The 21633-nt window shown below is 56.4% G+C and carries 23 protein-coding genes; 5 read left to right on the top strand and 18 right to left on the bottom strand.

Annotated elements, in window-relative coordinates; all coding sequences use genetic code 11:
• On the bottom strand, positions 1-187 hold a 187-nt coding region (locus K0B87_03075), incomplete at its 3' end, for a transposase (GenBank protein MBW6513722.1).
• A gap of 275 nt (positions 188-462) precedes the next feature.
• Here K0B87_03075 and K0B87_03080 point away from each other — a divergent pair.
• Genes K0B87_03080 through rsmD form a run of 3 tightly spaced genes read left to right on the top strand, consistent with a single transcriptional unit; the run spans position 463 to position 1761 of the window.
• A complete protein-coding gene (locus K0B87_03080; protein MBW6513723.1) occupies positions 463-1035 on the top strand; it encodes a hypothetical protein in 573 nt (190 codons plus the stop codon).
• Positions 1035-1208 (top strand): hypothetical protein, encoded by a 174-nt coding sequence (locus K0B87_03085; GenBank protein ID MBW6513724.1) that lies wholly within the window; start codon positions 1035-1037, stop codon positions 1206-1208. The genes K0B87_03080 and K0B87_03085 overlap by 1 nt, the downstream gene beginning before the upstream one ends.
• Positions 1209-1212: 4 nt before the next feature.
• Entirely contained in the window at positions 1213-1761 is a 549-nt protein-coding gene (gene rsmD, locus K0B87_03090) for a 16S rRNA (guanine(966)-N(2))-methyltransferase RsmD (GenBank protein ID MBW6513725.1), read from the top strand.
• Positions 1762-1780: 19 nt separating this feature from the next.
• Here rsmD and K0B87_03095 read toward each other — a convergent pair whose 3' ends face one another.
• The 11 genes from K0B87_03095 to K0B87_03145 all read right to left on the bottom strand — a co-directional run bounded on the left by K0B87_03095 (position 1781) and on the right by K0B87_03145 (position 12912).
• Positions 1781-2182, bottom strand: a complete 402-nt coding sequence (locus K0B87_03095; protein MBW6513726.1) for a hypothetical protein — start codon at positions 2180-2182, stop codon at positions 1781-1783.
• Between the two features lie 334 nt (positions 2183-2516).
• Positions 2517-3296, bottom strand: a complete 780-nt coding sequence (locus tag K0B87_03100) for an SIMPL domain-containing protein (GenBank protein ID MBW6513727.1) — start codon at positions 3294-3296, stop codon at positions 2517-2519.
• A 24-nt stretch (positions 3297-3320) separates the two neighbouring features.
• Complete coding sequence (tsaE, locus tag K0B87_03105; protein ID MBW6513728.1) at positions 3321-3767, bottom strand: tRNA (adenosine(37)-N6)-threonylcarbamoyltransferase complex ATPase subunit type 1 TsaE; 447 nt, start codon at positions 3765-3767, stop codon at positions 3321-3323.
• Positions 3768-3935: 168 nt separating this feature from the next.
• The gene (locus tag K0B87_03110; GenBank protein MBW6513729.1) at positions 3936-5492 is read right to left on the bottom strand and encodes a response regulator; all 1557 of its coding nucleotides are present in this window, start codon (positions 5490-5492) and stop codon (positions 3936-3938) included.
• 14 nt (positions 5493-5506) lie between these two features.
• Positions 5507-6130 carry a hypothetical protein gene (locus K0B87_03115; GenBank protein MBW6513730.1) on the bottom strand — a complete coding sequence of 208 codons (624 nt, stop codon included), beginning with the start codon at positions 6128-6130 and terminating at the stop codon, positions 5507-5509.
• A gap of 16 nt (positions 6131-6146) precedes the next feature.
• Complete coding sequence (gene panB / locus K0B87_03120) at positions 6147-6968, bottom strand: 3-methyl-2-oxobutanoate hydroxymethyltransferase (protein ID MBW6513731.1); 822 nt, start codon at positions 6966-6968, stop codon at positions 6147-6149.
• Positions 6969-7294: 326 nt separating this feature from the next.
• Positions 7295-8824 carry a T9SS type A sorting domain-containing protein gene (locus tag K0B87_03125; GenBank protein MBW6513732.1) on the bottom strand — a complete coding sequence of 510 codons (1530 nt, stop codon included), beginning with the start codon at positions 8822-8824 and terminating at the stop codon, positions 7295-7297.
• Between the two features lie 187 nt (positions 8825-9011).
• Positions 9012-9479 carry an IS200/IS605 family transposase gene (tnpA, locus tag K0B87_03130; protein MBW6513733.1) on the bottom strand — a complete coding sequence of 156 codons (468 nt, stop codon included), beginning with the start codon at positions 9477-9479 and terminating at the stop codon, positions 9012-9014.
• Positions 9480-9876: 397 nt separating this feature from the next.
• Positions 9877-10053 (bottom strand): zinc-ribbon domain-containing protein, encoded by a 177-nt coding sequence (locus tag K0B87_03135; protein MBW6513734.1) that lies wholly within the window; start codon positions 10051-10053, stop codon positions 9877-9879.
• A gap of 139 nt (positions 10054-10192) precedes the next feature.
• A complete protein-coding gene (locus K0B87_03140) occupies positions 10193-11473 on the bottom strand; it encodes a hypothetical protein (protein ID MBW6513735.1) in 1281 nt (426 codons plus the stop codon).
• Complete coding sequence (locus K0B87_03145) at positions 11470-12912, bottom strand: TldD/PmbA family protein (protein ID MBW6513736.1); 1443 nt, start codon at positions 12910-12912, stop codon at positions 11470-11472. The genes K0B87_03140 and K0B87_03145 overlap by 4 nt, the downstream gene beginning before the upstream one ends.
• Positions 12913-13094: 182 nt before the next feature.
• On the opposite strand from K0B87_03145, the gene K0B87_03150 reads away from it, so the two are divergent.
• Complete coding sequence (locus tag K0B87_03150; protein MBW6513737.1) at positions 13095-13445, top strand: HIT family protein; 351 nt, start codon at positions 13095-13097, stop codon at positions 13443-13445.
• 15 nt (positions 13446-13460) lie between these two features.
• Here the strand turns inward: K0B87_03150 and K0B87_03155 are convergent, their stop codons facing one another.
• On the bottom strand, positions 13461-13874 hold the full coding sequence (locus tag K0B87_03155) for a hypothetical protein (GenBank protein ID MBW6513738.1): 414 nt from the start codon (positions 13872-13874) through the stop codon (positions 13461-13463).
• Between the two features lie 38 nt (positions 13875-13912).
• Positions 13913-15364 carry a bifunctional metallophosphatase/5'-nucleotidase gene (locus K0B87_03160; protein MBW6513739.1) on the bottom strand — a complete coding sequence of 484 codons (1452 nt, stop codon included), beginning with the start codon at positions 15362-15364 and terminating at the stop codon, positions 13913-13915.
• Positions 15365-15949: 585 nt separating this feature from the next.
• Between K0B87_03160 and K0B87_03165 the strand changes: the two genes are divergently transcribed.
• Positions 15950-18085, top strand: a complete 2136-nt coding sequence (locus tag K0B87_03165) for a hypothetical protein (GenBank protein ID MBW6513740.1) — start codon at positions 15950-15952, stop codon at positions 18083-18085.
• Here the strand turns inward: K0B87_03165 and kdsB are convergent.
• The 4 genes from kdsB to queD are packed head-to-tail and all read right to left on the bottom strand — an operon-like array spanning position 18069 to position 21625.
• Positions 18069-18797, bottom strand: coding sequence for a 3-deoxy-manno-octulosonate cytidylyltransferase (gene kdsB / locus K0B87_03170; GenBank protein ID MBW6513741.1), 729 nt, complete (start codon positions 18795-18797; stop codon positions 18069-18071). The two genes, K0B87_03165 and kdsB, sit on opposite strands and share 17 nt — an antisense overlap.
• Positions 18794-20641 carry a tRNA uridine-5-carboxymethylaminomethyl(34) synthesis enzyme MnmG gene (mnmG, locus tag K0B87_03175; GenBank protein ID MBW6513742.1) on the bottom strand — a complete coding sequence of 616 codons (1848 nt, stop codon included), beginning with the start codon at positions 20639-20641 and terminating at the stop codon, positions 18794-18796. The genes kdsB and mnmG overlap by 4 nt, the downstream gene beginning before the upstream one ends.
• Before the next feature lie 5 nt (positions 20642-20646).
• Entirely contained in the window at positions 20647-21261 is a 615-nt protein-coding gene (gene yihA, locus K0B87_03180) for a ribosome biogenesis GTP-binding protein YihA/YsxC (protein ID MBW6513743.1), read from the bottom strand.
• On the bottom strand, positions 21254-21625 hold the full coding sequence (gene queD / locus K0B87_03185) for a 6-carboxytetrahydropterin synthase QueD (protein MBW6513744.1): 372 nt from the start codon (positions 21623-21625) through the stop codon (positions 21254-21256). The genes yihA and queD overlap by 8 nt, the downstream gene beginning before the upstream one ends.
• Between the last annotated feature and the right edge of the window lie 8 nt (positions 21626-21633).

Genomic DNA, 21633 nt, shown 5'->3' on the forward strand with positions numbered 1-21633 from the left:
CCAGTACCTTCTTTCCTTTGATCTCGTTCATACCGTAGAGGTTGATCCACTTGTACACCGACATCGCGCAGCCGATCCCATAATATCTGCAGGCTTGCGAAACATTCATGATGCCTGCCTCGATCTCTTCTACCACTGTGCGTTTAAACTCTTCGCTGTAGCGGACTTGGGGACGTGTTTTCTTCATTGGTCATACTCCTTACTATAGGTTTTTGGTCAACCTATTTCAGGACGGGTCACTCCCTTTCCACGGCGTTAATCACTTATCTATCCACTGTCTATCACTTGTCTATAATAGACAAGTGATAGACAGTGGATAGACAAGTGATTGGCAGGATGAAAAGAGGGGGGGCTGACAGCCAGAAAGCGGGAAAGCCCGGTCTGGAAAAACAGCAAGGTTTTCATTGACATAAAAGCGCTTCCCGATATCTTGGATTCCGATGTTTGTATAAGGGAGTTACAATGAAGAACACTGGAAAGAGTTGGGCGCCAACCATCACCTTGGCAAAGCTGTTCGAGGAACAAAACCAGTTCTTCGACGCGCTGGCGGCTTACGAGCTGATCAGCCAGACCGACGCGTCTCCGGCTATCCGGGAGCGCATCGAGGCCCTGCACATCCGCATTCTGAACGATCCCAACAACCGTTATGACCCCCGCATCGAAAAACTCTTCACCCCCGAGGAGCTGGCCTATCTGAAGATCCTGAACCACCAGGGCTTCCAGAACATGGCGATTGCCCGGGAAAAGCTGATCGACGGCTCTTTGGCCGAAGAGATCTACATTGAAGAGGACGAGGACATTCTGATGGAGGTTGACGGCGAAGACGACGCCCTGGGCACTCTGCTCGATGAGATCGAAAAGCAGACCCAGATGAGCCTGATGGAGGCGGTTCCGGAGGCCTCGGAATACACGGTCCGGGACCTGCTGGTTGCCGTTTTGGGCAGGTTTGACAAAGACCAAAAGCTGACGGAGGTGAGGCTCAGCGATCTGGTGGCGGTCATTTTGGAGATGCAAGGCAACAAAGCCCAGTCCTGATGCCCTCCAAACCCGATCCCAGGCACAACAAACTCTGCCAGCGCTGCACCAAAAAATGCAAACAGCAAAAAAGCGTCACGATCATCACCTGTCCTGATTTTGAGGGCCAGCCGGTGCAGATGACTGTCCCGCTCAAGTTTCCCCGCGGCCGTCCCAAAAAAACCAGCCGCTGAACCCATGCGCATCATCACGGGCAAATACAAGGGGCGCAGCCTGTTCACCGTGGATGGGCGAACCACGCGGCCCACCACATCCTACAACCGCGAGGTCATTTTCAGCGTTTACCAGGATTACGAGGGCAAAAGGGTGCTCGACCTCTTTGCCGGCACCGGGTCCTTCGGGCTGGAAGCCCTTTCCCGCGGCGCGGTTTGGGTGGATTTCGTGGAATTCGCAGCCCCGGCCATCTCCGCCCTGCTCAAGAACATCGGCAAACTGGGCTGCGGGGAATCCTGCCATGTCTGGCGCAAGCGGGTGGAAGCCTTTCTGAATAACGCTTCCGGAAGTTGGGACGTCATTTTCCTGGACCCGCCCTATGCCAAAAACCTGGTCAATCCGACCCTTGGCCTGATCTTTGAGCGCTCTCTGCTGGCGGAGGGAGGGGTCATCATTGCAGAACACAGCCCCCGGGAGCCGATCGCGCTGGAATGGGAAAAGCTGGTCCTAAGGTCCAAAACAGGGAAAACCAGTTCCTTCACCCTGCTCTCCGAAAGCCCCTCCACTCAGTAAAGATCGTACTCGCTCAGGGTCAGTTCTTGACAGCCCTCACTCTGTAGAACACCTTGGATTGGAAGTTCAGGACACCGGAGTGGGTGTATTGGGTGTCGGTGGTGGTATCCTGATATGTAAAGGAGCCGAAGGGGTTGGTGGATAGATAGATCGTGTAGGCGTCGGGTTCGATGGGAAAGTTGTTCGTGTCCAGTGTCACGGGGTCCCATTGCAAATGGATGTTGCTTCCCTCGAGAGTTATGACAAGGTTTTGCGGCGGTTGGGGAATGCCGGAGGGATCGCGGGAAAGCCTGGACATCAAGATATCCGTGGCAGCCAGGAGTTCAATTCCCGCGGACGTTTGTGCACCCGGATAGACGTTTTGGGCAGCCATGCTGCCGCCCAGGAGGGCGATCACCACGATCATCATGATGTACTTCATCTCTTACTTCCTTGCCTTGTTTTGTTTGATCCACATCCATATTCAATCGCAGGTCCATGTATAATCTTGTCTATCCGGCGCTATGGGGACATCTTCTCTTTCTTGTGGTCACTCATATCAACAGGAAAAACCAGCCTGAGATTTGTCAAGTAAAAAAACCGGATCCCAATTATGTGCGGCGAGCGCGGCCAAGAGAGGATAACAGCTTTTCTAATTGGCTGCAAGACAGATAATTGCGGCTTTTAACAACCTAACGCAACGAGGCTGAAAAACGGTTGTTCAAACTCCATCTGGCCAGGGCGCAAGGGGTCAATGACGGCGCTTGGTACTCAGCTTACAAGGCGAAATTTGCCGTGACGGTCACCGAAATGCTCTTGGTGCGGGTGTTCGTCCTGTAATAGCCGTAATCCGAGACCTCCGTGGAGTAGGGCTCGGTGATCTGGAAGACGCCGGTGCGGGCGGAGACCAGCTTGCCCATCCTGGCTTGGGCGGCGTTCACAATCTCCTGGGCCCGTGAATAGCAGTCCTGGGTGGCAGCGCCTATCATTTCCTTTTTCAGGTCCGGAAGCTTGGAATAGAGGTAATCGAGGCTGGATTGCTGCAGGATCAGCGAGCGCTGGGCAAAGAAATCAGGATTCAGGGCCAGGTCCTCGACCTTCTGGATGTCCGAGGAAAGCACGTAGAGCATCTGGCTGACGGAGTAGCCTTTGATGTTGCCATAGTTATCCCAGGTGGGTGAACTCGTTGGGGGTTGGACGTTTATGTCCTCTTCGGTGAGTCCGGTGTCCAGCAGCAGCTTCTTGAAATCGGTCACATCCCGGTTGAGGGTGGTGTAGGCATTCATCAGACCGTCCACGTCGGTTGTTTTCTGTACCGACAGGGTCCACTTCACCAGATCGCTTTCAAAGGTCTTGCTGGCGTAACCAACCACGTGCAGGGTCTCGCCGGTGTGGCGGCTGGCAAGAAAATAATAGCCAAAGACGGCCATGCCAAGAACGAAGCAGATTCCCACCAGCAGCCAGCCGTTGCGGGGAAATTTGCCCTTGCTGAAGACCTCCCACAAAAACAGGGCCAGGACCACGACCAGCGCGATCCACAAAGGGTTGAAACTCATTTGATCCTCCCGGATGCCATATTGTTAGATAAAATAGTCGGAAAAGCGGCCTTTGGCAATTATCTCCACCATTCTCTGCCGGCCGTCGAAACTGAAGCGCAAAGACAGGTTCAGAATCCTTTCAGGAAGGAGCTTTACGGCCAGTTCGGGCCATTCGATCAGGGTCACTCCGCTTTCCAGGAAGTCGAAGAGGCCCAGGTCATGCAGTTCCGCCTCGCTCCTCAGGCGGTACAAATCCAGATGGAACAGGGGAAACCGCTCTGTATGGTATTCCTTGAGCAGCACGAAGGACGGGCTGTCCAGGTTTTCCCCGGCCCCGAGCTCGCGTCCCAGGGCGGAGGCGAAAAAGGTCTTGCCCGAGCCAAGGTTGCCCTGCAGGCAGATCACGTCGCCCGGCCTCAGCAGCGGGGCGATGTAGGCCGCCAGGTCCATGGTGTCCTGTTCGGTCTTCAATTCCCTTACTCTATTCATGTGGATCTCATCTTGTAACACAGACTGAAGCCTATGTGCGAGAGCCCATCACGTAAAAAAGTCCCAAAAGCTGACTGGAGGCAGTTTTCACTTCTTCCGGCATCTTTTGGGACGACTTGCATTACGCAATCCTGATGATATTATAGCGCGCCGCGGCGGGCCTGACAACTATATTTTCAGGCGTTTGGAACGGCAGGTCGCGACCGGCAGGATCATCTCCTCCATGGAGACGCCGCCGTGCTGGAAAGTGCCGTTGAACTGCCTTTGATACTGGTGGTAGGAATTGGGATAGACGAAGTAGTAGTCGTCCTTGGCGAAGATGAAGTTGTCCACGATACTCTTGATGGGCAGGCCATATTCGGAGGGTTTCTTGACGAAGACGGCGTGGCGGTCGTTGACGGAGAGGTTCTTTCCCTCTTTGTAACGCACCGTAACGGAGGTGTCGCGGTCCCCGATCACCTGTGTGGCGCGGTTGACCTTGATCGAGCCGTGGTCGGTGCTGATGACGCAGATGGCGTCCTGCTTGGCGATCAGCTTGAGGGCCTCATACAGCGAGGAATGCAGGAACCAGTGCTTGGTGAAGGCGCGCAGGCCCTCCTCGTGGGGAATGGCTTCCTGCAGGATCTGGTCGCGGGAGCGGTGGTGGGCCAGCAGATCCAGGAAGTTGTAGACCAGCACCACCAGGTTTTCCTTGTTCCAGGTCTCGATCTTGCGCAGCACGAAGTTGCCTTCCTCCATATTGAATATCTTCACGTACTTGGAGGTCGGGTCGAGCTTGTAGCCCAGCTCGGTGACATGTTCGTCCAGGAGCTGGTGTTCGTTGCGGTTGCGTGAGTTGTCCAATTCGCCTGAGGTCACCCAGTATTCGGGAAAACGCTTGGCGATGTCCTGGGGCAGGAGTCCGCTGAAGATTGAATTGCGGCTGTAGGGCGTGGCGGTGGGCAGGATCGAGTAGTAGAGCTCGAGTTCCTCATCGAAGAGTTCCTTGATATAGGGTTGGATGGCCAGATACTGGTCCAGCCGCATGCAGTCGATGATGATGAAATAGATGGGCACCTTGGCTTCGAAATGGGGCGCGATGTATTGCGAGACCACGTCGAAGGAAAGGTTGGGCCGTTCGTCGGATTGGAGCCAGTTGCGGTAGTTGCGTTCAACGTAGTTGGTGAATTCCGTGTTGCAATTGCGTTTTTCCAGGAAGTGGGTCTGGCGCAGGCCGTCGTCGTTGACCTCATCGATCTGGATCTCCCAATAGGCCATCTCGCGGTAGATGTTGGCCCATTCATCCCAGCCGGGATTGTCGAAGAGGCGCTGGTTCAGCTGGGCGATATAGCGGGTGTACTGTTCACCGATCTGGTTGGCGCGGATCTCGTCGGCCTGGAAGATCTTCTTGATGGCCATGATGATCTGGTTCGGGTTGATCGGCTTGATCAGGTAATCCGCGATCTGGGAGGCGATCGCTTTGTCCATCAGGCCTTCCTCTTCGCTTTTGGTGACCATCACGATGGGCAGGGCGGTGTTGATGCGCTTGATCTCTGTGAGCGTGGCCAGCCCGTCGAGGCCCGGCATCATCTCGTCCAGGATCACCAGGTCGTATTTGTTTTCCAACACTTTCTCGATGGCGTCGTTGCCGTTGTTGCAGGTATCCACGAGGTAATTGCGCTCCTCCAGGAAGAGCACGAAGGATTTGAGCAGATCGATCTCGTCGTCCACCCAGAGTATTTTCATTTGTTTGGAGCGTTTCAAGAGCTTTCCTCCTTGTTGATCTCGGTTTCAAAGCCGCGCTGGCGGTCCCGGACGGTGAGCCTGACGGCGTCGAGGTCCGCGTCCTGGAAATACAGGGCCAGCTTGAAGTTCAGGTCGGTTTTGGAGCAGTTGAGAAGGGCGGTCATCCGTTCCAGGAATTGGTCGGTGAGGACTTTCTTCAGGTCCAGGTCCTGCTCCTTTTCCTGCTTTTTGATCTCCTTGATGTGTTCGCGCAGGTCCTTGGTGGGCAGTTCCTCGGCCTTTTGCACCCATTCGTCGCGTTCGGTCCAGTCGGCTTTGGCCACCAGGGGCCGGATCATGGACAGCCGGTCGAAGCCGATGTCCTTGATGGTGGCTTCGTCCACATCCATTTCTTCGATGAAGATGTCGAAGACCTGCACCAGTTTCCCGGCCAGGGAACTGCTGAGGCTGTATTCGGACTCGACGAAGTCCTTGAAGCTTTCGTAGCCTTTGAGGCGGAAGATCTTGGAGCGCTTGATCTCGGAGAGGAGCTGGCCCAGGCTGATGAAGTTGTCCTCCAGCTGGTCCTTGAGGTTGGAAACGGCGCTGAACTTCTCATCCGGCGTCATGGTCTCGCTTTGGGCAAATTTCGCGTTCATAAAGAGGATTCCTTTTCTATTCTGTGATGGGAAAATAGGTGTGTTCGGGAGAGGGGAAGGCGCCCTCGCGCACTTCCGCGCAGTAGTTGTTGAGGGCTGTGGTGATATCACTATCCAGTGAGGCGTAATGTTTTACAAACTTGGGGGTCAGGTCCGAATGGCCCAGCAGGTCGTGATAGACCAGCACCTGGCCGTCGGTGAAGCGCCCGGCGCCGATCCCGATGGTGGGAATGCCCACGGACTGGGAAATTTCCCGGCCCAGGGCTTCCGGAATCCCTTCCAGAACGAGCATGAACACGCCCGCCTGTTCCAGCGCAAGAGCTTGCCGCGCAAGCCGTTCGTGCGCGTCCGGAGTTTTGCCCTGCACCCTGAAGCCGCCGAAGCGGTGCACGCTTTGCGGGGTCAGGCCGATGTGGGCGCAGACGGGGATCTCGCAATCCAGGATGGCCTCGATCACCTCCAGGCGAGATTCCGAGCCGCCTTCGAGCTTGACCGCGTCCGCTCCTCCATCCACGACCAGCGCTGCGGCATTGGCTTTGGTTTCTTCCGGGGAAAGGTGGAAACTGAGGAAGGGCATGTCCGCGATGATGAAACTATCCGGCGCGCCCCGGCGTACCGCGGCGCTGTGGGAGATCATGTCCTCCATGGTCACCTGCAGCGTGGTCTGATAGCCCAAAACCACCATGCCCAGGCTGTCGCCGACCAGGATCAGGTCGATCTCGCTGGCCGCCACGCACCTGGCCATGGAATAGTCATAGGCGGTGACCATGCTGATCTTGGTCCCCTTTTCCTTCATCTCTTTGAAGGAACGGACCGTCGTGCGGCTGTCTTTGCTCATTTTGCTTTCCTCGTTTTCCGATATTGGCTGCGTCGCTGTTCTAATGCGGGGAAGTGACCTCAAGCGGCCTGAAAAAAATACAAATCAACTCAGCGCCCCAAGCCTGGGATACAGCCTCCAGTGGCATGGGCGCGCCAGACCCAAACTCATTTCCTGCTCAAAACTGTGAGAGCACTTTTTTTGTCCGCTGAGGGCGCGTCAACCTTTTTTTCCTGAATTTGCGCCTTTTACGATAAAATAAGCCAAAGCGGCACTCCGGGCAAAAGGTGATTTTGCCCCCGCCCTCCGGATGAAAGGACCGCCCTACGCTGAAACAAGAGACGCAACTACTTGCAGAGCATCAGTTTGCGGCTGTAGGTCCTGCCCCGGTCCACAACCCGGACCAGATACATTCCTCCGGCCACAGGATCTCCCCGCTCGTCGCGGCCATCCCAAACAAAGCTGTTTTCGCCCGTATCTGCCAGATCCCGCACGCGCTGCCCTTTCAGGTTATAAATGCCCACGTTTTGGGGCGCGGAGCCTTCGATCCTGATCTGGCAGTCAGCGGCAAAGGGATTGGGATATATGCTGATGGAGGGTTCCGCGGGTGGCAGCACCTCGTCGTCCACCGGCAGATATTCCTCCAGGATAAACACGTGCACCTTGTCCGGCCTCAGCACATAGAAATAGGGATCGGAGAGATGCAGCTTCCAGGCCCAGCCCTGGTACGGCTCGAGGGGGAAATTGAAGTGCCGGATGCTCTGCTCCGAAAAATCAACCAAAGTGAAGCGCGGATTATTGGCCAGCACCATGTAGTCCGCGTTCATTTTGCACATGCCGAACGGGGGATGATCCTCGATGTCGATCTGGGGAAAGCCGGTATCCAGCACCAGTTCGCCGTTCGTGATGGTGTAGTTCCGGAAATCCCACTCAAGAATGTATCTCATGTCTCCCATGATATAATGGATGCAACTGAAGGTGGAATCCGAATGCGCCACGCTGCTGCCTATATAACCATAGACATGTCCTGCACTGTAAAGCGGGATAAGTTGCAACAGGTTGTTGGCCACATAGGCCACAGCCGTCAAAGCGGTCCCCCGGTCTTTATCCAGCCCATCATCCAGCCGCACAAAGTAATGCTGTCCGCAAACGCGGGGGCTTTCGTAATTGCCGAAAAAAAAGAAATACGGGTACCAGTGCTCAACATAGGTATGGAGGAGGTTTGGACCCTGGTAAAGATATTCCGGAAGGCTGGACCAGGAAGTTGTGGCAAAGAGCAGATAATCGTCCGCAAATGACATGAGGAAGTAGATATCAAATGTAGTTGGATTGGAATGGAGCAGAACGAGGCTGCCGTCACTCAGATCCATCCGGAAGATCCTGGCCTGGGATTGGTAAAAGTCCATTAGAAAGCCCAGGTTTTCATTCACCAGATAGAACTGATATTCGGTGTTGGGAGCACCCGGATTGTCGAACAAATGCAATTGTGTGCCGTCCGCGCCGCTGATCGCCACGACTAGTTTGGCGGGAGTGGAAAAAGCCGCGAGCAACAATCCGTTCTTGTGGGTGAAGATGGTGTCAAGGTACCATTCTGAAACCGCTCCCCAACTCGGGTCGCAATCGTAGCTCCAGATCGTCTGCGGAGTGGAAACCACGCCGGCCGGTGACACGGTGAAGCGGGTTATGGTGATCGTGTTGCCGCTCACGCCATAATTGTAGAGCGCCAGGCTGTCTCCCTCCATGGCCGCAACCTTGTAGGGATGGGCGATGTTGGCCTGGGCGATATGGCTGATTCCCATCACCAGGTCGGCGTTCAGGCTGCCGCCGGCACCAAGCAGGGCCAGCAGCGCGAGCAAGGATAGCAAATATGTCTTCATGAGCATATCCTCCATATTGACTATCTTTTTACCCCCCCCCCTAATTTTGTCAAGGATTATTTTGGTAGTCCAGGGCTCTGGCCCTCCTTATCAATACGGTGTTAATACGGACTCAATACGGACTTTGTCCGTATTGAGTCCGTATTAACACCGTATTGATAAGGGGAGCGAAGTGGATTTACGTTGATTACGATTCTGAGCTTGGGTGGTAGAGGTAACGCTGGTCGTAGTTGATCCTGTGTTTGGTTAAAAGCTCTTCAAACTCGCAGGAAAAAGAATGCCGGAGATGATGTTCCGCCTGGTTGCTGATGTATTCCCTCACTTTTTCCAGTCCGCTTTGCGACACGGAAAAAGCCCCAAATCCTTCCTGCCATTTGAATTTACCGGATGCCCAGCCTTTTCCGTTGATGAATCTGGAGGTATTGGCCTTGATCTTCTGGGCGAATTCTGAAACAGCCAGAGTGGGATGCAAGCCCACCAGGATGTGAATATGATCATCCGTTCCGCCTATGCATTGCATAAAGCAGTTTATCTCCTTGATGAGGCCCGCGGCGTAGGCATGCATTTCCTTCTGAATGTCGGCGGTCAGGAACCTCATCCTGTGCTGGGTGGCAAAGACATAATGGATGTAGATCTGAGTATAGGTGTTGGCCATCAATTTCTCCTTCCTGGAAATATGATAATTCGACCCTATAGACGAAACAAGCATCTTATGCGATTTTCGTCTCGAGTCCCGGAGGGACGGCATTTTAGATAGAATCCTATCGTGTTGTTATCTCGAGAGTCCCAGAGGGACGGCATATTGAGCATATAGACATTTTTTAACGTACCAATTTGGGATGAATATGCCGTCCCTCTGGGACTCGCATTTGTTTGGTATCCTATTTCTATCTAAAATGCCGTCCCTACGGGACTCGCATTTGTTTGGCATCCTTTTTCTATCTAAAATGCCCTCCCTACTGGACTAGCCTTCGTCTGGCATCCTTTTTTGCGGTGCACAAAAAACCGCCATCCCTGGAGACGGCGGCTCTTTCAAACGGTTCTGCTTCTATTTAGTAGGAACGGTGTTGAAATCTGTTGCGATTGAACTGCTGCTTTTTGGCCTTGCGGCATTCGGGGCAGCGCTGGGGTTCGTTGACCAAACCTTTTTCCTGGTAGAATTCCTGTTCGCCTTCTGTGAACACAAATTCCTGGGAGCAGTCTTTGCAAACCAATGTTTTGTCTGGCATGGGTATCTCCTTATGTTTTGGGACGTCTGACATTCGGGTCTGAGGCTTTCCCAAAACATAGGAACAGGCTCATGGAATGTTAAATCCCTGTATATAGGCGCTGTTAAAACTGAGCCTGATATCTGTCAATCTATTTTTTTCAGAAGGTCGTTTTATCCACGAAGGTGAAGCCGTCGATGAGCATGGTCGGTATGCTCGAATAGGCTGAGGCAAGCCGTTCCGGACCCAGGGCCAGGATGCGGCGGGTGGCCAGATGGGGTATCTCGTTGAAGCGCAGGTTGTTCACGGCGTTTTGGACCTTTCCGTTTTCGAAATAGAGCACGCCGTCGCGGGTCATGCCGGTCAGTTCGCCGGCCTTGGCGTCCACGGTGCGGATGTACCAGAAACGGTTGATGATCAGGCCGCGGGGCACGAGGGCCATCATTTCCTCCTCGGTGGCCTGGCCGCCGTGGATATGGACATTGAAGACGCTCAGCGCTTCGGCGTTCTTTTCCTTGGCCCAGAAACGGTTGGTGGGCATGTTTTTAAGCACGCCGTTTTCCACCCAGCTGAGCTCGCGGGAAACCACGCCTTCGCGGTCAAAGGGGCTGGCCTTGAGATTTGGCTGCAGCAGGGTCGAGCGCCAGGTGAATTTTTCGCCGAAGAAGGGCTGTCCGAGCTGGCCGGTGAAGGGGGTGAAACCTTCGTCGCTCTGGCGCCGGTTCATCATCCAGCCCATGAACCAAAGCAGCTCCTCGAGTGCGCTGGGACGCAGGATCACGGCGATCTGGCAGGGGTCGAAATCCTTCATGGTCTTCAGGCTTTCCGCCTGGGAGAGCAACTGCGCGAATTCCCGCTCCAGGTCAAATCCGGCAAAATCCTTGGCCTCATAGGAGACCTTGGTTTCCACCTCGTCCTTCTTGAGGGTCATGGAATGGCCGAACTCCGTGCCGTCGTCATAGCCCGTGAAGCCGTGTTTGGTGGCCATGAACCGTTCCGTGTAATGCTTTTCGGTCATGCCGGAGACCGCAGCGCCAAAGGCCTTGGCCCGGTCGATCGAGTCCTGCACGATCTCCACCATTTTGGCCGGCTCCAGATTCCGGGTGGCGGGGTCGGAGTTCTGCACCTCCGGAAGCTGCTGCGCGCCCAGGCTGGGCATGAATTCCGGGTCGGGACGGTTGAGGCGGGCGATGTCCTGGGCGGTTTTGAGCAGATAGGCCAGGCTGGCCTCATCGCTCTGATTCACCGAACAGGAGCCGGTTTTGCCCTCAAAGGCGACCTCGAGGCCGATCTCCATGTTCGCGCCGGCGATGTGCTGGGTGACGCGGTTTTGGGCGAAGCGGGTTTCATGGCTGTCGCTGAGGTTGATGTTCAGGGTGTAATCGTCTGCCTGGCAATGGGTTTTGATGTATTGGGCGATCTTTTCGAAGTGCGGATTCATTTTGAACCTCCCACGCGGATGTTGCGGAATCTGGCCGGCGCGGCCCCATGGGTCATGCGGGCGCTTTGGCCCGGCTGGCCCTTGCCGCAATTGACCACACCGAAGGGGCGCCAGAAACGCTGGTCGCAAATGGCGTCGCAGCTATTCCAGAATTCCGGGTTGCAGGATTTGTAGATGACCTTTTTGAGGGGACGGGCGAGCTTGCCGTTCTTGATCTCCCAGAAGAAATCGCCGCCGAACTGGAAATTCACGCGGTGCTGGTCGATGGAGAAGCTGCCCCGGCCCTGGATGTAGACCCCGTCCTCTGTGTCGGCGATCAGTTCCCCTGGGGTCAGTTCCTTGGTTCCGGGCAGCAGATAGAGGTTGGGGATGCGGTTGATCGGCTGGTCGTAATAGTAGGTGGCGCGGTTGCAGCCGCGGGAATAGCCGAGGCCGATCTCCGGGGCCGTGTCGCGCGTGCTGCCGTATTCAGAGAGGATCCCGTCCTTGATGATGTGCCATTTCTGGCCGGGCACTCCGTCGTCGTCGAATCCAGCCGTGGCGAGGCCTTCGGCGAGGGTGTTGTCGCCCACGAAGTTGATCAGCGGGGATCCGTATTGGTAATTGCCCAGTTTTTCCGGCGTGGCGAAGGATATGCCGGCAAAGTCGGCTTCCCAGCCCAAAACGCGGTCCAGTTCTGTGGGATGGCCCACGCTTTCGTGCATGGTCAGGCCCAGGTGGTTGGGGTCCAAAACCAGGCTGCGCCTTTCTTCCGGGCCCAGGGTGTCTGCCTTGACCTTGATCAGTGCTTCCTCGGCGATCTGCTTCGCCTTGTCGGTCAGATTCAGGCTTTCGATCCATTCCCAACCGACGGACCTTCCGCCCTCGTCAAAGGTGCGGCTCTGGCTGTCGCCTTCATGCACGGCGGTGGCGATGATCATGGGATCGATCCAGCCCGTGTTCAGTTCCAGCCTGGTGCCCAGGGTCGAGGCGAAGAGCTTCTCGTCCTTGTGCATGATCAGGTAGAACATGGCGCGGCGGATGCCTTCGTAGGCCAGCATGGTGCGGTTGACCTCCAACATCAGTTCGACCTTGTCTTTCATGGGCAGGCTGAAGGGGTCGATCTGCATGGGGGTCTCGTATTTGGCGATGTAGCTGCGTTCCGGGGCCAGGCGCAGTTTGCGGTCCTTATTCACGGAAGCGGAAAGGGCGGCGATCCCGGCGGCGCGCTTAACGGTGGCCAAAACCTCCTCGTCCGAAAAGACGTTGGAATGGGCGAAACCCCAGGCGCCGTCTTTGAACACGCGGATGCCATAGCCGTAAAGGACGTCCGTGCTGGTGTTCTTGAGGCTGAGGTTTTGCAGGTAGATCACCTGGTCGGTGGTTTTCTGAACGCGGATGTCGGCATATTCAGCGCCAAGGCTTTGGGCCGCGTTCATGGCGAGATCGAGGTATTTCATGTATCCTCCCGGATATTTCATTATATCAGCAGTTGACGGGGTTTTTCAATCCTGAGCCCAAATATTCCGCCCGCCCGGATAAGTCAAGCCGGATTTTCAGGTTGACAGATTTCTTTCTTTGGAACGGATTGAGGCAGGTCCCGGTTTTGCGCCGGACCGCGATTATTGCACAGGGAGCCTGAATGGAATGCGCTTTTTGCCGGATCACGGCGGATAAATATCTGGCGGAGAATGAACACTTTTTCGCCATTAAGGACATCAATCCCTTCACACCCGGGCATTGCCTGATCATTTCCAAACGCCACGCGCGGGATTTTTTTGAGCTGGAATCCGCGGAGATGGAAGCTCTGCGGGAGATCAGTCTCGAACTTAAGGCACTGCTGGACAAAGAATACGGGCCCGACGGCTACAACCTGCTGATGAATTGCGGCCGGGCAGCAAGTCAAAGCGTCTTTCATTTCCACCTGCATTTCCTGCCGCGCCACAACCGGGACGGAAAATTCTTCGGCCTGCTACGCAGGTTCATTCACTAAAGGCTTTTGGGGAGTTCAGATCTTCAAACCCACGCCGCGATGCAGGATCAGGGTGGATCCGCTCCAAAACACATAGAACGAGATCCAGCTATGGTATGCCAGGTTCAAAACCTGTTGCAAGGGAACTTGGAGCTCTTCCCGGTGCATTAGATAGAGCACGGCCGCGTAGATGAACATGACGGCCAGGAGCCCGTGGATCGCGATCATCGCCGCGTGCAGGCGGACGGTTTTTTCCCGCTCAGCGAGAACCCGGTATTTGATGCCCAGCAGGATCCGCACAGCCCAGAGCGCCACGTTGTAGAGGGCCAGCAGAACCAGGGCCAATTCGAGGTTGAAGGCCCCAAGATCCGGGAGCAGAAAAGCTTTCAGCGCGATGAAGGCGATGCTGATGATCAGGGTGTAGAGCGCTTCTTTTTGATACAAGGCCATTTTGGCTCCCTGCTCATGAGGGGTGGAGTGGGTCTTGTTCAATCCCAGCCCTCGGCTTCGCGCAAGCCGTATTGCAGTTCGAACTGGCGGATCATGGCGTCGAGGATGGGCACGCCGGTGTCGTAGACGTCGAAGGGCTTGAAGCCCAGATACTTGTCCCACTGCCCGGCGATGTAGTCATGCGAAACGACTTTGTAAACAGCCTCCGGATCGAGGGGCTGTTCCAGTTCCGTGCGCTCGCAGATGTCATGCGGCCGGGTCTCAGCGTGGAGGGCGTTCAGTTCGTCCAGGATCAGGATATCGCGGCCGTGGCAGGAAAAGACCACCACGGTGTTGTTGAAGGGCAGCAGTTCGTGCATGTCGCCCAAGGTGACCGGCCCGGCGGGGATGAACTTGCGCAGTCCGCCGTTGTTGATAATGGCCAGGTCGGGGGCGTAGAGGCTTTGGTATTCGGCCTTGAGGGAACTCGCGACCCAGCGGGAGAGGGCCGTGGACTGGTGTTTGTCCGGGACCCAGTCTTCTGTGATGTGGCCCAGAAGGCGCTGCATCTGCAGCTTCACCTGTTCCACCTTGCCGTCGATGTAGTCCGCCAGCGGGGTCTGGAAGCGCGGGCTTTCCGTCACCAGGGGCAGAAGCGTGTTGCGGATCGAGATCACGCGGTCGTTTTCCACCTCGAGTTCCGCTTTGCCGAGGTAGTTCAGATGCGATCCGCTGTAGAGGAGATACTTTCCGTTCACCAGGATGGGCTGTTCAGCTTTGATGTGGTCGTGTCCGCCGATGATGAGGTCCACCCTGTCGTCCAGGCTCTCAGCCAGCAAACTGTCCGCCTCAAAGCCTTGATGCGAAAGGACCACGATGAGGTCGGTCTTCAAATCCACCTCGTCCAGATACATCTGAATGGCGTCGGCTTGCGGCAGAATGCGCACGCTGCTCACGTTTTCGGCCTTCACCTTTTCCGGCAGGAGTTCCAAAGTGATGCCGAAGATCCCGATCCTCAGGCCGTCCCTTTCGATGATGGAAAAAGGCGTTCCGCCCACGCTCTGGCGAGTGGAGCGGTCCAGCAGGTTGGTGCTGACGATGGGATACTGTGCCAGCCGGGCAAGGTCGAGAGTGTTGCGGTAGGAAAAATCGAACTCGTGGTTGCCAAAAACGCTGGCGTCCAGGCCCAGGCGGTTGAAAACACCGATCACAGCGCCGCCGTGCACGATCACCGCCCCGCCGAGCTCTACGTTCTCCACCAACGAGGCAAAGATGGTGCCAGTCTGCTGGTCTCCGCTATCCAGATACACGCTGCGCGGGGCCATTTGCCGCTGCTGTTCCAATACCTGCTCCAGAACGAGGTAGCCGCCCCGCCGGAGGCCGGTTTCCCGGTCTGTTGAGGCTTCATAGACCCCGTGGGTGTCTCCGGTGTAAAAGATCGTCAATGGCAGCGCGCTCAGACTGGCGCCCGCAAACAGGGCCAACGCGAGGAAAAAGAGTTTTTTGTTCATATCGTCTCCACATTTGAAGCCAAATTGCCCAGGTCGTTCCTGTCAAGGGAAATGTGGAGAGAGGATCTCCAACTCATTGACATCATTACGTTTGAGGCAGAGGCCAGTCCTCCTGGCCACTACATTCTGGTCCTTGCTTGAGCTGCTTTAGATGCATAGAACCAGACAGTTCATGAGCTTTCCAATCCCATTTTTCCGTTTCATTTGTTCCTTTTATTCAGCTCATTTGCCCCTTGCCAGCCTCCCGCTGGATACCCGCCCGGCAGGCGGGAACTCGGCGGGAGACGTAAGAGAGGCATACAGGCTGCGTTTAAGGGCGAAAAGGACCGAACAAGACCGGGCTGAAGCTGTTGTACCTGATTGCCGGAACACTTGCTTCATCAGCTCCACTGGTTGTAACACTGGCTTCTTTTTCAAGGCGGAAAACATCTGCGTTAATCCGCGGGAAACCTTCATCAACCGTATCAGCGGATACCGTCTGACAGGGTGGACAAAGAAAACTGTTGACAAAATCCCCCCCCCAGTTAAATGATTCCGTCAAGGGAATTCCATTGGAAAAATCCGCCCTTGAACAGAGGTATTTGCGTGAAAAACTGGTTTATCTGCACCCTTTGTGTTGTGGCCCTGCTGCTTCCAGCCCTGGCCTGGAGCAAGATCAATCTGCCGGATTCGGAAGAGCCGGTGCTTACGGAAGACAATCTGATGAGCGGCTTTACGCGGGTCGATCCCGACGACAAAAAGCCGGAGACCCTGATCACCAAAGCCTGGCTGTGGCAGGACGGGAGCGATCTCGTGATCCGCCTCGAGGCCCAGATCGATTCCACCTTCACCCGCGGCAACCTCTCCGTGAAGGACGAAGGCACCCAGGCAGATTACCTGCGGGTGCAGCTGATCACCATCCCGGACGCCTATTACGCCTACTATTATGTGGCTTATCCCCTCGGCAACCTGATGGACGGGGTGCGGGACCAGAACATGAACGTCGATTACGCTTGGAACAGCCGCTATTCCTATACTAGCGAGATCGGGACCGGCACCTGGCAAGTGACGATGCGCATTCCCCTGGACGAACTGCGCTACAAGCAGCCTGCTCCCTACCATTGGAAGATCATCCTCACCCGCTACAACCACTGGAGCCAGGAGTATTTCTCTTTGCCTTATTCCGTGACCAAAATGGGAAAGGATTATTTCCTGCAGGCGCGGGACATCGTTTTGACCACGCCGGTGAGGCACAAACTGGACATTTCCCTGAAGCCCTATTTCGTTAAAAGCTATGACCTGATCGCAAAAACCAGCAGTTTCGACCCCGAGCACCTGGGCCTGGACATCGCCCTCAACCCGGGCCAGCGCACGAGGATCAAGATCTCTCTCAATCCTGACTTTTCAGACGTGCCGATGGACAGCGCCCAAGACGATTACAACAGCAAGCATCCGCCCTATTATGGCGAAAACCGCTTCTTCTTTACCGAGGACATCGACGCCTTCGGGCTGGACTATGATGTCCTCAATACCCGCAACATCGTGCAGCCGCGTCTGGCTTTCAAGGCCACGGGAAACACAAAGATCCTGAATTGGGGTGCCTTGGGCGCCTTTGATAAAGAGATCCGGGACGGGGAGGACCAGATCAATCCCGACGACTATTTCCAGGCCCTGGCCATCAATCCCAACTGGCGCAGGTTTCAGATGTACAACGCCGTCGTCAGCCGCGTCAACAAAGATTATTACAATCACGTCTACAGCGGGTCAGCGAAATGGGAGTTTCTACCTCGTCTCTATGTTTCGTCAGTCCTGAATCTGTCGATTCGGGACAGGAAGGATGAAGCCTTGCCGGAGCCTCAACAAGGCCATAAAGTGGGCTTTGGATTGAGAGCCGATCCAGGTGATTTCGATGTCTCCCTGGGATACTTGCGGCTCTCCAAAGACCTGAACTATGACGCCGGCTACCTTTATGACAAGGACCTGCATTACCTGGGGGCGAACATCAACTGGAACAAGACCTATGCCGAGAGAAAGATCCGCTACCTGGCTTTCAGCGCCTGGGCCTACGCCTCCCAGATCGAACTCAGCGAGGATCCCATGAACATCCATAGCTTGGGCGGGACAGCAAACCTGAACCTGAGATCCCGGCTCAATTTCATGGCCAACGTCCAAGCCTCACGGCAACCGGACCTGAAAAACGAACTGCACGACAACTACAACGCGATGCTCGGCGGCGGCTGGGGAAATCAGAGAAATATGGGTGTTGTCGTTTATTACACCCATGGCCGAACTTTGATCTACGCCCTTTCCGAAGATCATTCCTTGAACCGGATCAGCACCAAAACCTGGTACATTCCGCTGAAGAACCTGCGTCTGAGCCTGGTCGCGGCCTGGACCCGTTACGGATATCCGGAGTTGAATGAGGTCGTCATAAACGGGGATACGCTGACAGTCAGGCTGGACAGTGAATACGTGATTGCCAACGCGGCAGTGGAATACACCCCCCGCGCCACTTTCAAGATCACCCTGGGCAGCGGCTTGAGCAGCTATGAAAGCGGGAATATTCGGTCCAGCCTGACTTACTACGGCAACCTGCGCTATGAATTCAAGCCGGAATGGTTTGTCTTCCTGGGCTTCAAATCCGCCCAAACCCAGATCGAGCCTTCAAGCTGGCAAGACCCGACAGGCCATTTCCGTAAGAACCTGGCCACCGCCTACGCGAAGGTCAGCGTGACGCTCTGAGCAGGAGTTCGACCCGTTCCAGGTCCTCCGGGGTGTCGATCCCGATGCCCTGATAGGCGGTTTCGACCATACGGATGGGGATCCCGTTCTCCAGGGCCCGGAGCTGTTCCAGCTTCTCCACCTGTTCCAAGGTCCCGGGAGGCAGCATGATGAAGCGCATTAGGGCCTCGCGGCGATAGGCATAGACGCCGATGTGGCGTTTGTAGCGGTCAAATCCTGTTCCATCACGGTCCCAGGGGATGGGGGCTCGGGAAAAATAGAGGGCGTTGGAGAATTGGTCGGTCACCACCTTGACGATGTTGGGATCGGCCAGCAGCGCCGGATCTTCCAGAGGAGCCAGCAGCGAGGCGATCCGCACGGAGGGATCGTCAAAAGCCTTGAGCAGCGGGGCCAAAGCGTCTTTGGTGATCAAAGGTTCGTCGCCCTGGACGTTGACGATGAGGTCAAAATCCAGCCCGGCGGAGGCTTCGGCGATGCGATCAGTTCCGCTGGGATGATCGCTTCTGGTGAGGACGGCTTTTCCACCAAAATCTTCCACGGCTGACTTGATCAGCTCTGAATCGGTGGCCACGAGGACCGTTTCGAACAGACCGGTGTTGGAAACAGCTTCGCGAACCCAGAGGATCAGTGGTTTGCCTTTGAGCGGAGCGAGGGCTTTGGCGGGAAAGCGCGTACTGGCATAGCGCGCGGGGATGACTGCGATGGCTTTCATTTGTTCTCCCTGGCCGCTTTCTGGCTTTTACGCAGCCAGATGAGCAAAGCGGCGGTGTCTGAATGGTTGACCCCGGGAATGCGCATGGCCTGGCCGAGGTTGCGGGGCTTGATCCGGGCCAGCTTTTCGCGGGCCTCCCAGGCGAGGGTTCCGATCTCGTGATAGTCGATGTCTTCTGCCAAAGCGTAATCCTCCGAGGAGCGGAAGCGCTCCAGTTCTTGCATGGCCCGGTTCAGATAGCCCTCATACTTGATCTCCAGCGATACGCGGCGGATCACGTCTTTGGTGAGGCCCGGCGAAGGTTCATAGCCATAGAGGGAGAGTTGGTCAAAGGAGATGTCCGGCCGCTTGAGCAAGACGGCAAATTTCTGGGATTCGCGGATGTCGGGATGGGGGATGGAACGTTCTGAGCGGAGGCGTTCCAGCTCTCGGTTTTTCATCTCCAGCATGGCTTGGAACCTTGACCAGCGCTCATTTGAGACCAATCCCAGCTTGCGGCCGAGGGGCATCATGCGTTCGTCACAATTGTCCTGGCGCAGGAGGAGGCGGTATTCCGCGCGGGAGGTGAACATCCGGTAGGGCTCGTTGGTGCCGCAGGTCACGAGGTCGTCGATGAGCACGCCGATGTAGGACTGGGCGCGGCTGAGGACTATTCCCTCCTGGCCGTCGAGGCTGAGGGTGGCGTTGATCCCGGCCATGATGCCCTGGGCGGCGGCCTCCTCGTATCCGGAGGTGCCGTTGATCTGCCCCGCCAGGTATAAACCCTTTATCCGCCTGCATTCCAGGGTTGCGGTGATCTCGGAGGGGTCCACGTAGTCGTATTCGATGGCGTAGGCGTAGCGCATGATGCGGGCCTGCTCCAAGCCGGGAATGCTGTGTACAAGCTGTTCCTGGATCTCCGGGGGCAGCGAGGTGGAAATTCCGTTCACGTAGCCTTCGAAGGTGTTCAGGCCCTCCGGCTCGATGAAAACCTGGTGGCCGTCGCGCTGGGGAAACTTGACGATCTTGTCCTCGATTGAAGGGCAATAGCGGGGCCCGATGCCCTGGATGATGCCGCCGTAGAGGGATGACTTCTGCAGATTTTCCCGGATGATATTGTGCGTCTTGGGTGTGGTGCGGGTGAGGAAACAGCTCGCTTTATTGGAGAGAGGGACGTCCCGGTAGTAGGAAAAGCCCTCGGGCTCGGGATCGCCTGGCTGCTCCTCAAGCAGGCTGTAATCCAGGCTGCGCAGGTCGACGCGGGGCGGAGTGCCGGTCTTGAAGCGATCCAGCTTAAGCCCGTGGGCGATAAGGTCCGGAGAAAGCCCGTCCGCGGAGGGTTCTCCGCTTCGTCCGCCCGGCACGGCGACGTCGCCCACGTGGATGAGCCCCCGTAAAAATGTTCCCGTGGCCAGGATGACCCGCGGCGCCCGGTATACTTTTCCGATCTGGCTGCGAACTCCGCACACGGCTCCCTGTTCAACCAAAATCCCCTCGATCGAAGCTTCCAGCAGGCTCAGGCCGGGCTGGCTTTCCACGCTGTGGCGCATCAGTTCCGAATAGTGCTGGCGGTCGTTTTGGGAACGGGGGGCCCAGACGGCGGGTCCTTTGCTGCGGTTGAGCATGCGGAAATGGATCCCGGAGAGGTCGGCCACATGGCCAAGTTCACCTCCCAGCGCATCGATTTCCCTGGCCAGATGGCCTTTGGCGGGACCGCCGATTGAGGGATTGCAGCTCATCCGGCCGAGGGATTCCAGTTTGAGGATGCAGAGGGCGGTTTTAGCTCCCCGGCGGGCTGAGGCCAAAGCGGCTTCGATCCCCGCGTGGCCGCCTCCCACCACGATCACGTCAAAATCCCAGGGCATGGGTTTTACTGGCCCAGCCGGTTTCCGATCCAGGCGTAGAGGGGATCCAGGCCTGTATTGCGGAGTGCGGAGACGGCGTGGAGTTCCTCGTCCCCCAGCCCCAATCCCAGCTTGAGCAGCTTGAGGGTCTTGGGGACCTTGGTCTTGGGAATCTTGTCCGCTTTGGTGGACACGACGCAGTGATCGATCTTGCGGGCCCGGAGCAGTTCCAGCAGTTGGATGTCCTTGGGATCGGCTGGATGGCGGATGTCCACCAGCACGATGATCCCGCGGAGCTGTTCGCGCTGCTCGAAGTAATGGCTGAGCATCTTGCGCCACTTCTCCTGTTCGGCTTGGGAGACCTCGGCGAAGCCATAACCGGGCAGGTCGGTGAGTTGGAGGCGGCCTTCGGTTTCGGCAGCGTCATCCTTCCAGCGGATCAGGAAAAAGTTCAGCAGCCGGGTCTTGCCGGGATGGGAGCTGGTTTTAGCCAGGCCGTGGTGATCGGTGAGCAGGTTTATCAGGGTGGATTTGCCCACGTTGCTGCGCCCGGCGATGGCAAATTCCGGATAGGCGCTGGCGGGGTAGTCCTTGGGCTCGACGGCGCTTTTAACGAAAAAGGATTGGACGAATCTAAGCATGGGAGTAGGTTACGCTGGAGCGCTCGGACTCGCAGACCTCCACTTCGCAAACTTGCGCGGGGCTGTCTTGCAGGGCTTTCTCCATGCGGTCAAAGATGTATTTGGCGAGGTTTTCCGAGCTGGGGTTGATGCCGGCGAGCGAGGGCAGGTCGTTCAGGCAGGCATGGTCGAGCTCATGCAGGATCTCCTCCAGATGGGCCTTGATGACCCCGAAATCCAGAGCCAGGCCGATTCCGTCCAGTTCGCTGGCCAGGAGTCCGACGCGCACTTTCCAGTTATGACCGTGCAGCTTGCAGCAGGCTCCTGGGTAGCCTTCCAGGCGGTGCGCCGCGCTGAAGGAATCGGTGACGCTGAGTTTGTACATGGGGCGAG

The organism is Candidatus Syntrophosphaera sp., assembly GCA_019429425.1.
Taxonomy (GTDB): Bacteria; Cloacimonadota; Cloacimonadia; order Cloacimonadales; family Cloacimonadaceae; genus Syntrophosphaera.